At 43.4% G+C, this 12,650-nt stretch carries 12 protein-coding genes and 1 tRNA gene; 2 read left to right on the forward strand and 11 right to left on the reverse strand.

The annotated features are described in order from the left end of the window. Positions 1-264 precede the first annotated feature (264 nt). Together ruvA and trpS are read right to left on the reverse strand one after the other, a co-directional pair. Complete coding sequence (gene ruvA / locus Q5866_RS20080) at positions 265-846, reverse strand: Holliday junction branch migration protein RuvA (protein ID WP_099290032.1); 582 nt, start codon at positions 844-846, stop codon at positions 265-267. Positions 847-913: 67 nt separating this feature from the next. Next, complete coding sequence (gene trpS / locus Q5866_RS20085) at positions 914-1,897, reverse strand: tryptophan--tRNA ligase (protein WP_099290031.1); 984 nt, start codon at positions 1,895-1,897, stop codon at positions 914-916. Between the two features lie 283 nt (positions 1,898-2,180). Here trpS and Q5866_RS20090 point away from each other — a divergent pair, with 283 nt between their 5' ends. Next, entirely contained in the window at positions 2,181-2,534 is a 354-nt protein-coding gene (locus Q5866_RS20090) for a DUF3276 family protein (protein WP_099290030.1), read from the forward strand. A 36-nt stretch (positions 2,535-2,570) separates the two neighbouring features. Here the strand turns inward: Q5866_RS20090 and Q5866_RS20095 are convergent, their stop codons facing one another. The 7 genes from Q5866_RS20095 to Q5866_RS20125 all read right to left on the reverse strand — a co-directional run bounded on the left by Q5866_RS20095 (position 2,571) and on the right by Q5866_RS20125 (position 6,983). After that, entirely contained in the window at positions 2,571-3,038 is a 468-nt protein-coding gene (locus Q5866_RS20095) for a hypothetical protein (RefSeq protein WP_303182118.1), read from the reverse strand. Positions 3,039-3,064: 26 nt separating this feature from the next. Beyond that, positions 3,065-3,694: an orotate phosphoribosyltransferase gene (pyrE, locus tag Q5866_RS20100; protein WP_099290028.1), complete on the reverse strand. Its 630-nt coding sequence runs from the start codon at positions 3,692-3,694 to the stop codon at positions 3,065-3,067. A 20-nt stretch (positions 3,695-3,714) separates the two neighbouring features. Then, a complete protein-coding gene (locus tag Q5866_RS20105; RefSeq protein WP_303182120.1) occupies positions 3,715-4,737 on the reverse strand; it encodes an aminoglycoside phosphotransferase family protein in 1,023 nt (340 codons plus the stop codon). 53 nt (positions 4,738-4,790) lie between these two features. After that, positions 4,791-4,877: transfer RNA gene (locus Q5866_RS20110), tRNA-Leu, on the reverse strand. Positions 4,878-4,941: 64 nt separating this feature from the next. Further along, positions 4,942-5,700 (reverse strand): acyl-[acyl-carrier-protein] thioesterase, encoded by a 759-nt coding sequence (locus Q5866_RS20115; protein ID WP_303182121.1) that lies wholly within the window; start codon positions 5,698-5,700, stop codon positions 4,942-4,944. Positions 5,701-5,804: 104 nt separating this feature from the next. After that, entirely contained in the window at positions 5,805-6,815 is a 1,011-nt protein-coding gene (gene murB, locus Q5866_RS20120) for a UDP-N-acetylmuramate dehydrogenase (protein ID WP_303182123.1), read from the reverse strand. Positions 6,816-6,845: 30 nt separating this feature from the next. Beyond that, entirely contained in the window at positions 6,846-6,983 is a 138-nt protein-coding gene (locus Q5866_RS20125; RefSeq protein WP_176554862.1) for a hypothetical protein, read from the reverse strand. A gap of 14 nt (positions 6,984-6,997) precedes the next feature. Between Q5866_RS20125 and Q5866_RS20130 the strand changes: the two genes are divergently transcribed. Next, the gene (locus tag Q5866_RS20130; RefSeq protein WP_303182125.1) at positions 6,998-8,353 is read left to right on the forward strand and encodes an RNA methyltransferase; all 1,356 of its coding nucleotides are present in this window, start codon (positions 6,998-7,000) and stop codon (positions 8,351-8,353) included. A 106-nt stretch (positions 8,354-8,459) separates the two neighbouring features. Here the strand turns inward: Q5866_RS20130 and Q5866_RS20135 are convergent, their stop codons facing one another. Further along, positions 8,460-10,421 carry a tetratricopeptide repeat protein gene (locus tag Q5866_RS20135; protein ID WP_255301826.1) on the reverse strand — a complete coding sequence of 654 codons (1,962 nt, stop codon included), beginning with the start codon at positions 10,419-10,421 and terminating at the stop codon, positions 8,460-8,462. Positions 10,422-11,213: 792 nt separating this feature from the next. Further along, positions 11,214-12,428: a hypothetical protein gene (locus Q5866_RS20140; protein ID WP_303182127.1), complete on the reverse strand. Its 1,215-nt coding sequence runs from the start codon at positions 12,426-12,428 to the stop codon at positions 11,214-11,216. Positions 12,429-12,650: the final 222 nt, after the last annotated feature.

Consider the following 12,650-nt stretch of genomic DNA (forward strand, 5'->3'; position numbering starts at 1 on the left):
GAAATTCCCTTTTTCCAAATTTTCTGACCACTATTTTTTAAGTTTTTTACAACAGACTAGATTGCAGCACGTTGGAAACATCAAACCCGACAACACCCCGGGGGATGTCTATCGTTGCTCTAGGGTAACAAGCGTGCAAAGACTCTCCTCCATCGAATCAAAAACGCTTACATGCGTTCATGCCACGAACATGCTACGTTTATGCTACGTTCATGGTATAGCCCAACCATAGGGAAAGGTTGGGCAAGGGAGAGGGAGACCTAATTACAAATGCTTAAGTGCCAATTTTATTAACTCTTCCACGGATTCCACTCTATTAGTAGCCAAAATTTTATCTAATGTTTTAGCCACCTGTGCCCGAGCAAAACCCAACATCACTAACGCTGCTTGAGCTTCCTCCCTAACGGCACTTGAAGGTAAATTAATACTCTCGACAGCAACGCCCTCTTTTCCGAGTTTATCTTTCAATTCAATAATCACGCGCTGGGCAGTCTTGATACCTATTCCCTTCACGCTCTTGATCGCGTTCACATTTTCCGTGAGAATTGCCCCGGTAATTTCCTCGACCGTCATAGAACTCAACATCACGTTTGCCGTGTTCGCTCCAATACCGGACACGGAAATCAAAGCCCGGAACAGCGTTCTCTCTTCTTTCGAGAAGAAACCATATAATAAATGTGCGTCTTCACGTACAATCTGATGAATATAAAGCATCACTTCCGACTGTGCGGCAATTTTCGAATACGTGTTCACCGAAACATGAATAGAATACCCTATTCCCCCGCAATCCACGATAGCACACGCCGGAGTTACTTCAACCAGAATCCCTTTTATATACTCATACATACAATTGAAAATTGAAAATTGAAAATTGGAAATGACATGCACTTCAATTTTCAATTTTAGTCATTTACTAGCGAAAACCGATAAGTTTACGCACTTCTTTCATGGTAGCAGAAGCACTGGCACGGGCTTTTTCGGCTCCATCGGCAGCTACTTTATCCAAGTAATCCGTGTTGGCGGCATATTCCAGAATCCGCTCCCTGATCGGGGTACAGAAATTAACGATATCTTCCGCTAATTGCTTTTTCAAATCACCATAACGGATCTCGCAATTATTATATTTCTCGTCAAAATAATCATACACGTCTTTCGCGGACATGATTTCCAACAACGTGAACAGATTGCGAATGACTTCAGGTTTCTCGCTATTCGGCTCCGTGGGTCCGCTATCGGTAACGGCTTTCATCACTTTCTTGCGAATTGTCGCGGCATCGTCGATAAGATAAATCGCGTTCCCCTCTGATTTTCCCATCTTCCCCGAACCATCCAGTCCCGGGATCTTTATTCCTTCCCCGGTGTAAGAGAATGAAGCCGGCTCCGGGAATAATTCATACCCATATATCGTGTTGAAACGACGAGCGAATTTCCTCGCCATCTCCATGTTTTGCTCCTGATCTTTACCCACCGGCACTTTGTGTGCCTTGTGTATAATAATGTCTGCAGCCATCAAAGTAGGATAAGTCAGCAAACCGGCATTAACGTTATCCGGCTGTTTGCGCGCTTTTTCCTTAAACGTGGTAGTACGTTCCAACTCCCCGAGATAAGCATTCATATTTAAAAAGAGATATAACTCCAAAATCTCTTTTATATCACTTTGCACGTAAATGGTAGCTTTTTCCGGATCCAAACCGCAAGCCAGATACTCTGCCAGAATCTTCCGCACGTTCTCCACCACGTTCCCCGGGTGAGGGTGTGTCGTCAACGAGTGCCAATCTGCAATAAAAAAGAAGCATTTGTACTCATCCTGCATTTTCAGAAAATTCTTCATCGCTCCAAAATAGTTCCCCAGATGCAAATTACCCGTGGGTCTGATTCCACTTACTACTGTTTCCATTGTTTACTTGATATTTACAATTATACACTACAAAGATACGCTTTTATTCTTTCCGTACAATAATTTCTATTTCGTTCCGGTAAAACGCTCCCTTTAAAATACACAATAATATGTTATATATCAATATTTTATATAGCAAAAGAACATACACGTGTAATCTCAAACGTTTTCACACAACTAAGATATTGATAGACAGAGGTAAAAAAAAGTTCCAAAAAACGATGTTGTTGGTTTATTTTTTCTACTTTTGGTGCGCAAAGTCTAATTAAAATTTTAATTTAACATGGAAGGTTACGAAAAGAATGAAGGTATGGAAATGAATGATCGGGACGAGATCTATTCAAAACCGGTGAGAGCGGGAAAAAGGACTTATTTTTTTGACGTGAAAGCTACTCGTAATAACGATTACTATCTGACGATTACCGAGAGCAAGAAAAAATTTGATAAAGACGGTTCTCAAAATTACGAAAAGCACAAGATCTTTTTATACAAGGAAGACTTTGATAAATTCGCGGAAGGGTTGGATGAAGCTGTCGCTTATATCAAAGCAGCACTTAACGGAGAAACAATGGAGATCAGTGAAGAAGTTGAGGTAAACGAATTTGATGACATTGATTTTGACGATTTAGCAAAATAAATAAAAAAGCTCTTCGGTTATCGAAGAGCTTTTTCTTTATTTCATATACCCGTAAGGGATCTTTGCAAGGCCTTCCGCCAACTGCTGGATACCTTTTTCCAGTTTACCTTTCAAAAGCATCTTGAACATCATATTCAACTCTGCCTCAAAAGTAATTTTCATACGTGTATCGTAAGGACCGTTACTCAACAATTGAATCCACAGGTCGAAGTCAAAAGGCACTCTGCCATCTCCTTTGATCTTGATCAATTTCGACTCCTCTCTCTCCACGATCTGCAATCCCATTTCACCAAGACCTTCCACCATAAACGTGCAAGTATCTTCCGTCGTTCTCACGTCCTTTATCTTGCTGGCTATCTCCGGCATTCCCTGTTGCTGCCCCGCACCCATCTTGGCGGCCATTTCGAACATTGAACCGAACTTGGCAAAATTGGAAAGAAACGCATACACGTCATCTATGGCACTGTTTATTTTTTGAACCTCACTAACAACTCGTGTAGCCATATACTCAATATTTAAAATACACGAAATTATTTGTAAGTTTCCGGACTAACTCTCCACTCCTTCAATTTTGCCACTTCTTCCGCTTTCACGTACCCGCTCTTCTGTGCCAAATCGATCATGGCATTGTAATTACTCAACGTGTCCAACTCGCAATGAGCGTTAGCAAAATTATCTATCGCTTTCTGGAACCCGTAAGTAAAGATAGCCACCATACCCAACACTTCACAACCGGCATTCCGCAACGCTTCCACGGCTTGCAGACTGGAACCTCCGGTTGAAACCAAATCCTCGACAACGACCACTTTTTGTCCGGCCTTATACTCTCCTTCTATCAAATTTTCCAATCCATGACTTTTCGCCGCAGAACGTATATACACGAACGGCAATCCCATTTCTTGAGCCACCAACGCACCCTGTGCAATCGCCCCGGTAGCCACCCCGGCAATCAATTCGACTTGCGGGTATTTCGCGCGAATTAATTCCACGAACTGATCCCGAATGTAAGTCCGCACCTCCGGGTAAGACAAAGTCTTACGATTATCACAATAGATCGGTGATTTCCAGCCGGATGCCCAAGTGAAAGGATGATTAGGCTCTAATTTTATCGCTTTGATTTGTAGCAAATGTGACGCTACTTGTTCTGCAACAGTACTCATATCTGTTTTATATTTAATAGTTATTCATTTATTTCAACACGCGAAGGTACAAAGTATTTTTCAAAAGCCATTCCTATAACTCGCCGAATCTCGGGATAATCCTCACCCAACTTTCCACTCTCGAACAAACGGCTAATTCCTTGCAATCCCGGAATAATGGAATCGACAAAATGCCGTTTCCCCTCGTGCAAGCCCCGTAAACCGAACGCTCCCATCGCTTGTAACAAACGAATTAAAACGAAATGATAATACAAATCACGAAATCTTGTATCTTTATCGAATACCTCCAGATTCCCTATATAATAATCCAATAATTCTTCTTTCTGCCTTTCCGGCATTTTCACCACGGCATCATAAAGCAACGAGGCAACATCATAGTGCAGCGCTCCTTGCCGACCACCTTGATAGTCGATAAAATACACCTCATCCCGAAGCACCATGATATTTCTGGATTGAAAATCCCGAAACATAAAGTGTCCAGTGTCTGCGACCAATAATGTTTTTGTCAGAAGTTCAAAATCATCTTCCAATTTATCCTCGTCCGCCTCGACTCCCGCCAAACGCAAAAAACAATATTTAAAGTAATTCAAGTCCCAACGGATGCAACGTTCATCAAAAACAGGGCGAGGCAAACAACCCGTGTAATCCAACCCCTCGTGTCCGAACAGCTGAAACCGCAACAACTCGTCCAACGCTTTCCGGTACAGGTTCATCGCGTGTTCGTTCAACATCTCGCCTTCCCGTTCCCGCTCCACGACATCCAGTAACATGTCACGTCCCAAATCCTGTTGCAAGTAAACCTTCCCGTCATCCGACACCCGATAAACTTCCGGGACATGCAAATCTTTCGTTTTAAAATGACGCGTGAAGTCTATAAACAACTTATTCTCCCGCAAGTTTTCGTGATATACCCCCACGTAACTTCCCTCGCTATCTTGAATCCGATAGTATTTTCTACTGGAACCTGAAAGCGGAAGCGCTTCCACGTGATAATCAGCTCCTCCCTTGTAACGCTCGAATAGTTCTATTATCTGCTCTTTCATAACGCTTTATATTAAAAAAAGGAAACCGATACTCCCATATCGGTTTCCTTTCATGGTGCCCAGAACAAGACTCGAACTTGCACAGCCGAACGGCCACTACCACCTCAAAGTAGCGTGTATACCAATTTCACCACCTGGGCATTTTTCTTTTGACGGTGCAAATATACACATTTTATCCTTACAAAGAAAAAACTCGGCAATTTTTTAATCAAGATTTTTTTCCCACGTGCTAACGGCAAAGCAATGAGTCTTATCGCCTGCTTCATTTCTCACCCGATGATAAACCTTCACTTTTCCATCATCTTCAGTCACGTGGTTTTCCGCGTTGACTCTGCTATCCGGCAGCACCTCGTGCTCGTAAACAATCTCCAACTCCCTTAATCCATGCTCTTTCAAAAACACGTAAGATAACGAATTCGTTACCCAACGCACGTACGTTGCTTGTGTCACATGTTTGTTAAAATCAATATTATCGTATGTCGCCGTGAAGCAACGGGAATTTTCGTATTCCTCCGGCATATTTTTAGTATCCAACTCAAAAGGAATTTCCCGAACGACATCCACGCAGGAAGCGGCATTCTCGGTGACACACGCGGGCAATCGTACCGGACGACGACGATTGATATCTATCACCATCCATTCCGAAGTCGCACGAATCAAGAGATCTCCTTTTCCCGAGAACATGCTGAAATCGCGAAGGGCAAACAAACGGTCAATACCGGAAGGCCACGTTTCCAACGTCACGATTTCCTCCTGCTCCGGCATTCGGTTCACGATAATACGCAACTTATGCAGCATCCATGTCAATCCTTGGGTATTCAACGTGGGCACATCAAACCCCAATAACAAAGTCTGCCCGTTCGCCACATCATTAAACAAATCGCAAAGCGACTTCACTATCAAACGTCCTTGCAAATCCGTGTAATGCCCCCGAATCTTTATTTCTTCCGAATACTTCACCATTTTAATTTTAGATTTTAAATTTTAGATTTTAGATTCCTGCCACACAAGGCTAACGCTCACTGATTTAATTTTTTTTCAAATCAAAAATCGTAAATCATAAATCACTAAATAACATAGACTTCCGGCTCCAACCAAACTCCGAATTTGAGAAACACGGATTTCTTTATTTCGTTAGCCAAGTGAGCAATTTCTATGCCACTTGCCCCTCCTTTATTCACTAGCACAAGAGCCTGCCTGTCATGTACGGCGGCATTCCCGATGCCTTTCCCCTTCCATCCGGATATCTCTATCAACCATCCCGCGGCTAATTTCACATGCTCATCATCCACCGGATAAATCGGCATCCCCGGGTTCTCCGCCAATAGGGCATCTGCCGCTTTTCGTTCAACTACCGGATTTTTAAAAAAACTTCCGGCATTCGGTAACACGTTCACATCAGGCAACTTTGCCTCCCGTATCCGTATAATTGCCTCCCGTACTGCCTTTAACGTAACTTCTCCCGCGCGGGTTACTTCATCCCGCACACTTCCATACTGCAACCGGAAAACAGGTTGCCTCGTCAGTCGAAATGTCACGTAAGTCACCACGTGGCGGTTCTTCCACTCGTGTTTAAATATCGAATCCCGGTAACCGAACCGACACTCGGCAGCGTCGAACTTCACTTTCTCGGCCTTCACGATATCCACCGCCTCCACCATCGCGATGCACTCTCCCGCTTCCACCCCGTAAGCCCCGATATTCTGTACCGGAGTAGCCCCGACATGCCCGGGAATCAAGGAAAGATTCTCTATTCCCCCGTAGCCGTGTTCTACCGCCCAAGCCACGAAATCGTCCCAAATGACACCACTCCCCACGCGCACGAGAACGTCGTGTTCATTTTCCTCCACAATCTCGTACCCCTGCATCATCGGGTAAAAAACAACCCCATCAAAGTCTTCCGTGAAAAGAAAATTACTCCCGCCTCCCAAAATCAACACTTCCTCGGGCTTCAACTCGTAAGAGCCGACAAACTCCAGCAAATCCTCTTCCTTCTCGCATCTCACGAAATACTTACACGCCGCATCTATATGAAATGTATTATATTCCCTTAAATTAAAATTCTCGTAAATCTCCACTGTCTTCTAATTTTAATTTTCAAATTCAGCCTACTCGCATTCCTCGCCTCCTTCTCCCCTTCTTCTTATCCCGAACGAAGTATATAAAATCTTTATATCTACAATAACTAAACTCTTCCCGGCAAAGTTAAAACATATCAACAAATAAATCATTAAATTTGTCGCCATAATCCAAAATGTTTATGATTTCATTACCACCAGCATTTATCGAGCGCATGAACCGAATCATGGGGAACGAGTCGGAAGTTTTTTTTGAAGCGTTAAACTCCCCCTCTCCGGCAACAATCCGGGTAAACCCAGCGAAGACAGTAACACCCCTTCCTTTCCCCGAATTAATTGACGGGCAAGTACCGTGGTGTTCCGATGCCTACTATTTGAGAGAACGTCCGGTCTACACGCTTGATCCTTATTTGCATGGCGGTGTCTATTACGTGCAGGAAGCCTCTTCCATGTTTCTACAGTTCGTGTTTCGGCAAATCGCCGTGGATAAGCCCCTCCGGGTACTGGATCTATGTGCCGCTCCCGGGGGAAAATCAACACTGTTGGCAGCCAATCTCCCGACAGGCTCCCTGCTGGTTTCCAACGAGGTAATCAAATCAAGAGCCTCCATATTAAAAGAAAACATTATAAAATGGGGATTCGATAATATCGTGGTCACGAACAGTGACCCCGCTCGTTTCTCGGGGATGAAAGGAGCGTTCGACATCATTCTGGTAGATGCCCCCTGCTCCGGCGAAGGCATGTTCAGGAAAGATGAAAAAGCCATCGAGGAATGGAGCGAAAACAACCTGCGCCTGTGTGAAGAACGACAAAAACGGATTATAGCGGACATATGGGATGCCCTTGCACCCGAAGGTTATCTGGTGTACAGCACCTGTACCTACAATCCCGGCGAAAACGAAGACATGCTTTCATGGGTACTCGACAATTTCGAGGCCGAATCCGTCGAAGTCCAACACGACTACCCGGGAATAATCCCCACCCCGACATCCGTTCACGGCTATCATTTCTATCCCCATAAATCTGCCGGAGAAGGTTTATTCATGGGTGTTATCCGAAAAAAAGACGGACAACCGTTTACCTTGAAAAAGGAAAAACGGAGTTCTCAAAACCAGACGCCCAAACTCCCGACCGACATCTTGCCGCTTTTACCGGATATCGCGAACCACACGCCCTATCTGGCAGGAAGCACGCTCGGCATTATCCCCGCCCGTCACGCGGAATTCATCCAATATCTGGAATCCAAAGCGGGCGTTATCTACAAAGGTTGCGAGATAGGCGAATCCGTCAAAGGCACAACACGCCCGGCACATTCGTTGGCTATGCTCCACAATCTTCAGATACAGCACATCACCCGCCAAGAAGTAGACCTCCCCACCGCCCTCCAATACTTACGCAAGGAAGACATTCGTTTCGATGCCCCAAGAGGAGCGTGGGTTTTAATCATGTACCAAGGCATCGCACTCGGCTGGGTAAAAGAAGCCGGCAATCGCCTGAACAACTATTACCCGAAAGAGTGGAGAATTAAACGATTTTAGATTTTAGATTTACGATTTTAGATTGAAGGATTCGGTGATTAACAAAAATAACCTGTAACCTGCAACTTGTCGCAGGCAAATTCAACCTGCAACTTATCAAACGTTATTACTCCTCCACGGAACAATAACGTTTGATAATACTGTAAGCATCCGTCAGCCCAAGTTCGCCCGCCTTACTCAAATCCACGTTGGCAGCACTTTTATCTCCTTGATAGATATGCAATAACCCGCGGTTAAAATAAGCTTCGGCAATATCTTTATCCAGTTCCAAGACTTTCGTGTACATATCGATAGCCTCTTTTATCTTCCCGCTCTTGGCATACACGTTAGCAATATTGAACATGGCAAAAGCGAAATCCGGATCAATCTCCAGACACTTATTATTACCTTCCAGCACGAGTGAATAATCCACCACGCGTTTCACTTTCTCTTCCTCACCCACCACACGAGAAGTCTTTTCTTCAATCGACTCGATATAATCGTACATTTTCGCCCGTGCACTAGCCAAATTCATTAAAGCGAACAAATGTTTCGGGTCACGTTCCACTACCGTCTTGAAATCCTCTATGGCCTTCGTGTAATCCCCGCGGTTCAAGTACAACGAACCTCTCAACAGCAACGCGTCCACGTCACTTCTGTTCTTCCGAATCTTGGAAGATAACGTTTCAATATACTCATCCTCGAATTCCCTCGGGTAATCGAAGCGTTTGTTGGATATCGTCAACGCCGGGTTATAATTATGCTCTTGGTTAAACTTCATAATCCGCTTGTCGAAATACTGCACTTTCCCTTTGCGCAAGGTATCTAAAGCCAAATATTGCACGACAAACATATCCTGTAACTCGATAATCACGTTTCTATCCTGTATACGCCCGTTGATCACGTCCTTCATCCGATCATCCCGGGAGTTTATATCTATCAACCGCCGGAAATTTTCCGTCGTATCAACCAACGCGTTTTTATCCCCCTCTTGCATCCTCTTGTAGCGATCCATGATCTCCTCCGCTTTATACCTGTCCTGTCGGGCTGAAGCGAAATCGTCCATCTCACCGCTCACCGCGGCTCTTGCCAGATAAGCTTTCACGAAATCAGGATACAGCGAGATACTTTCAGAGAAGTCATTGTAAGCTCCGGTATAATCCCGAATCTCCATTTTCAACAATCCCCGGTTAAAATAAATCAATATATTATCCGGGTTCATCTCCAACACTTGATCGAGATCATCAATAGCCTTATTCGTCTCCCCGATCTCCGCTCTCAACAATGCCCGGTTGTAATAAGCGTAAGCATAGGTGCTATCCACCTTCAACACGGCAGTATAATCTTCCATCGCCTCCGGGAATTTTTTCATCTCGTACCACGTGATGGCGCGGCTCATTAATATACGCTTGTTCTGCGGGTTAATCTTCAACGCCTTATTATAATCCTCGATAGCATCATGATACTTTTTCTCTTTAAAATGCAAGTAGCCCCGCAACCCGTAAGCATCATCCGAGAACATATTCAATTTGATCGCCATATTGCAATCCTCGATAGCTCCCTCCCAATCGTCCAGCTTCTCCCGCATAATCGCGCGATTCAGGTAAGCCGGCAACAACTCTTTATCTATAATCAACGCCTTCGAATAATCTTTCTCCGCGCTCTTGTAGTCACCCATATCCGCCTCCGTTATCGCCCGGTTGGCATAAACGTATGCCTCTCCCGGGTTAATCGAGATAGCCGTGTTGTAATCATTCATGGCATCCTCGTACCGCTTCATGTTGTGGTAAGCGATACCCCGGTACATGTAAGCATGGAAATAATTCGGGTTCAACTCTATCGCCTCCGTGTAATCCCGTATCGCACCCTCGAAATCGTCCAAGTTCAGCTTCGCCAATCCCCGGAAAAAATACGGTTCCGATAAACGAGGCTTCACCCGAAGGATATTGTTGAAATTCTCTATCGCACTCACGTAATCATCAAACATGATCGCACTCTTCCCCGCGCGCAACATATTCGCCGTGTTCCACTGTGCCGACACTCCCAAGGTCGCCAAACAGAAAAATATAATAATACTAAACTTCTTCATCCGGAATAATATCAATATTTGGGGCATAAAGATAATAAAAATTCTTACTAGCACATGTATCTAATAAATACCTCACCAATAAAAATGGATAAATAAACCGAACGAGTCCTTCTCTCGTTCTTGTTTCGTTGTTGCCCCGATGTTGCGACAGTAAACATTGAGGCAACAACGAAATAAAAACGGGAAATAAATGAACAGGAGAACTTATCTGTTGAGTCATTCTACTTTTCTATTCCGGCATTTTTGTTCAAACACAACACATCCGTTTATCCGGCAATAACCTAAGGTACTCCTACCCCAATAATACCTCTCGGCACTTACCACCCGCTAGTACATCCCTTGCGTCACCCTTCTCGACTGGGGATGAAACAGTAAATAAAGTAACCAGTAAGCGACATGAAGTATTATTAGGATAGGATTAGGATTGAATGCTCCTGAATATACAGAAAATCCACTGTAAAACCGGAGAAGATTATCCCTAATAATCCTCCTTTTCCGTTCTCGCTCCATTTCCCCTGTTATGTTGGCATATAAAAGATTATAGCAACATAAGAGTGGGAACAAGACACAAACGAACGGGAGAGATTATTACACCGAATTTACCACGGCTTCAGTACGGCTTTTCTGTTTTAACATATGCTTTGTTGACAAGAAAAATATCCACACACCCTTTCTGTTTCCAAAAATTCATGATAAAATGCTTTAACCAAACAACTTTGTCATAACATTACTCAAAAAAATAGAGGGTGTATTAAGTACACCCTCTATTAACCTTGTAAAAAATATTCTACATTAGAAGTTGTTATCCACAGCATAATCATTTGCACGATCTTCTTTCACATCCGGAATAAATCTCCAAGTATCAGCCATAAACCCACTATTGGCATCAATAGTAGCAGCACCTAAGGAGAAAAAGCCATAACCATCAACTGTAAAACCAACTGCACCTACAACCGTTGCATAATATGTAGAAGGAAGACTTTCCATCTGATGCCATTGATCCTTTTCATGGTTATATCTCCAAACCGTGTTTGAATTACTTCCAATTCCTGTTGCTATATAAGCATAAGCTTTTCCATTAGAACCTTTATCTGAAATAAAAGATACAGCGTATCTACGAGGAATACGAGGATAATCCTTATCTTGTTTAACTCCCGGTTTATCCGTCAAAGCCTGCATCGGACTCCAACTCTTTGTTTTAAAATCAAATTTAGAAACATCATACACCATTCCCCCGCTACCGGCTCCCATGGTAGATGCACCTAAACAAACATAAGCGGCATCGTTAATCACGAAAGCCGTACCGCCATAACGAGCTTCACCGATGAAATCAATTTCAGTCCACTCGCCTTTTCCTCCATTTCCATTCGGGTCAAAACGATAAAAATCCTTGAACACACGGTCATTTTCACCGGCTCCTGTTCCCACGTACCCGTAAGTGCCATCACTAAACGCCACGGCATCACGACGTCCTAACGCACCCACTGGCAACTCAGTGTAAAAATCCTCTTTAGAATCCCATTCACGAGTTTCCATGTTAAAACGATAGAAATCTTTAAAATACGTTCTAACTCTACTTTCAGGAGAAGTTGTTGCACCCGTATATGTACTTACATATCCAGTTCCCACGTAAGCGTATTTTCCAATCACGAAAGCAACAGCAGAATGACGACCATTACCATTCTTATACGTTTTGTCTGGATTTGTATCATCAGGTCCCGGGTTTTCATCTGCCGGAAATCCTTTTCCTTCTGGGAAAACCACTTCTTTCCAAGACCTATTTTCAAAAACATACATATCGCTGAATTCTTCACCTCGCGCTCCATACCCCAACCCAACGAATACTACTTTATTTTCGCCTTCTCCATATTCAAAACAAACTGAAGACTGACGGGGAGCACCACTGAATTGAGTTGCCTTTGACCAGTCTCCTAAATGATCATCATCATCACATGCTGTAATGAATAAGCCTAAAATAGCCAGAACCAATAAATTAAATGTTCTCATACTTGTTTATTTAACTAAAGTTTATTATTATTCTTCGTATCAATTTATCATCATTTCACGAAATCAGTAGGCAAAACTACACATTAAAAAAACAAATCCAATAAAAAAACGGACGAAATATATCATGTTTCTCTTTTTTTCAAGTTATTCAGATAAAATGAGGGAGGCATTTGTCGTTTTTTTGGAAAATAGTTATACCTTCGCATCTTGATTTAATCAATA

Source organism: uncultured Butyricimonas sp. (genome assembly GCF_959596855.1).
Classification (GTDB): domain Bacteria; phylum Bacteroidota; class Bacteroidia; order Bacteroidales; family Marinifilaceae; genus Butyricimonas; species Butyricimonas muris.

Bases quoted from the DNA above. Each gene is read 5' to 3' on its own strand.
- ruvA (WP_099290032.1), bottom strand. From the start codon at position 846: ATGTATGAGTATATAAAAGGGATTCTGGTTGAAGTAACTCCGGCGTGT.
- trpS (WP_099290031.1), bottom strand. From the start codon at position 1,897: ATGGAAACAGTAGTAAGTGGAATCAGACCCACGGGTAATTTGCATCTG.
- Q5866_RS20090 (WP_099290030.1), top strand. From the start codon at position 2,181: ATGGAAGGTTACGAAAAGAATGAAGGTATGGAAATGAATGATCGGGAC.
- Q5866_RS20095 (WP_303182118.1), bottom strand. From the start codon at position 3,038: ATGGCTACACGAGTTGTTAGTGAGGTTCAAAAAATAAACAGTGCCATA.
- pyrE (WP_099290028.1), bottom strand. From the start codon at position 3,694: ATGAGTACTGTTGCAGAACAAGTAGCGTCACATTTGCTACAAATCAAA.
- Q5866_RS20105 (WP_303182120.1), bottom strand. From the start codon at position 4,737: ATGAAAGAGCAGATAATAGAACTATTCGAGCGTTACAAGGGAGGAGCT.
- Q5866_RS20115 (WP_303182121.1), bottom strand. From the start codon at position 5,700: ATGGTGAAGTATTCGGAAGAAATAAAGATTCGGGGGCATTACACGGAT.
- Q5866_RS20125 (WP_176554862.1), bottom strand. From the start codon at position 6,983: ATGGCGACAAATTTAATGATTTATTTGTTGATATGTTTTAACTTTGCC.
- Q5866_RS20130 (WP_303182125.1), top strand. From the start codon at position 6,998: ATGATTTCATTACCACCAGCATTTATCGAGCGCATGAACCGAATCATG.
- Q5866_RS20135 (WP_255301826.1), bottom strand. From the start codon at position 10,421: ATGAAGAAGTTTAGTATTATTATATTTTTCTGTTTGGCGACCTTGGGA.
- Q5866_RS20140 (WP_303182127.1), bottom strand. From the start codon at position 12,428: ATGAGAACATTTAATTTATTGGTTCTGGCTATTTTAGGCTTATTCATT.